2 protein-coding genes are annotated in these 1,631 nt (G+C 36.7%); one reads left to right on the top strand and one right to left on the bottom strand.

The features are described 5' to 3' along the window. Nucleotides 1–478, top strand: a 478-nt coding sequence (locus DMG62_24840) for a hypothetical protein (protein PYY19227.1), incomplete at its 5' end; no start/stop codon positions are given. Nucleotides 479–580: 102 nt separating this feature from the next. On the opposite strand, the gene DMG62_24835 is transcribed toward DMG62_24840, so the two are convergent. Then, nucleotides 581–1,631: hypothetical protein (locus tag DMG62_24835; GenBank protein PYY19226.1), on the bottom strand; the 1,051-nt coding region annotated here is incomplete at its 5' end.

Raw genomic sequence — 1,631 nt, 5'->3', positions numbered from 1 at the left:
TTCAAAAAATTCCCGAGTTCGACGTCGTCAGTTTATACAAAAGAAAAAGCTTTCTGACCGTAAGGTGTACGTGGCAAAGGAAGAAGAGTCAAAAGGGACAATAGAATTTCTTCGCGCAGAGCTTGAGAATGCTCGTCAAAGGTATCAAGAACTAGGAGAAGCAAAGAAACAGGAAAGAATTTTTTATCGAAAGGAGCATAAGGAGCTTATGAAGAAAAGAGACGAGGAATGGCAACAGAAAATAAAAGATAGGGATGTAACGTGGAAAAGTTGTTGGGAGCATCGGGAGGCAGTGGTCAGAGAAGAAGACAGGAAGGAAAAGGAAAAGGAGAAACAAAACATTTTGCAAGATCGGGCGAAGTTGTTTCAGGATAAGAGAAAGGTTGAATTTGAAAGGGATCGTTTGTTAGAGAGGGTAGAAGAATTAGAGGGTGAGTTGGGGGACTTTAAAGAAAAATATCTAGGTTTTCGATCGTAATAAAAATTCCTTTCTCGATTTCTTTTAAATTTTTGTGTCGATCCTTGAATTTTTGCGGGGCATTGAGCTGCAAATTCCTGTAGATCTCAGTGTAACAGATCTTCAGTTTAATTCGTGATACATTTTTAGCAAATTACCATTTATAGGAGTTGGTAATGATTGTCCATCCAATGTTTGTAATTTGTACGCTCCATGTGGTAATACTTGTTGTACGATAAATGGTCCTCTCCATTTTGGATTAAATTTGCCAGAATGTGACTGGTCCAATGTGACGTTAAAGTATAAAACTTTATTTCCTATTTTGAACTGATTTGATTGTTTTATGTTTTCGTCGTGACGTTCCTTTTGTTTACTTTGTGATTGTGAAACTTGGTTTTTTGCTTTCATTCGTCCTTGTGGTAAATGATCAATTAATTCCACTAGTCGATCGTGAGTAACAGAAGAATCTGGTAATTGTTCAGAATCCATTGGTAATCGTGCAGACCTTCCATAGACTAGGAAAAATGGTTCCATTTTTGTTGTTGAATGTTTTGTAGTTCTGTAAGCGAATAAAGTTGGAGCGATATACAGGTCCCAATCATTATTTTTGAGACTTTGACGAGCTAAAGATTCACACAAAGTTCTATTGAATCGTTCAACTAAACCATTCGTCTGAGGATGATACGGTGTCGATAAAAGGTGATTGATCTTGAATTTTTCCGTTAACGCTTTTATCGTATTATTATTGAAATGAGTTCCTCTGTCACTAAGAATAATTTGAGGGCAACCATGTTGACAAATGATTTGTTCATATAGGAATTGTGCAGTTGCATCAGCGGTAGCTTCTGATACAGCTCTTGCTTCTGGCCATTTAGTAAGGTAATCCATTGCGACTATAATATACTTCTTTCCTCTTTTTGTACGAGGTAATGGTCCAACAAAATCAATTCCAATTTGATAAAATGGACTATGGACAGGAATCGGGTGTAAAAGATTATTTTTCTTTGATCGTCCTCTTCGTTGACAAGAGTCACATGCTTCCACATATTTCTTAATATCATCATAATATTGAGGCCAATAATATCTAGTTTTGATTTTGTGAAACATGGCGTCTGTCGCAAAATGTCCACTCGTAGGATCGTTATGCATCATGTATAATACTGCAGGGAGTTCT

This window comes from Acidobacteriota bacterium (assembly GCA_003225175.1).
Lineage (GTDB): Bacteria > Acidobacteriota > Terriglobia > Terriglobales > Acidobacteriaceae > Gp1-AA112.
Note: the sequence above shows the minus strand (reverse complement) of the source record. Positions and strands in the feature narration are given on the sequence as shown.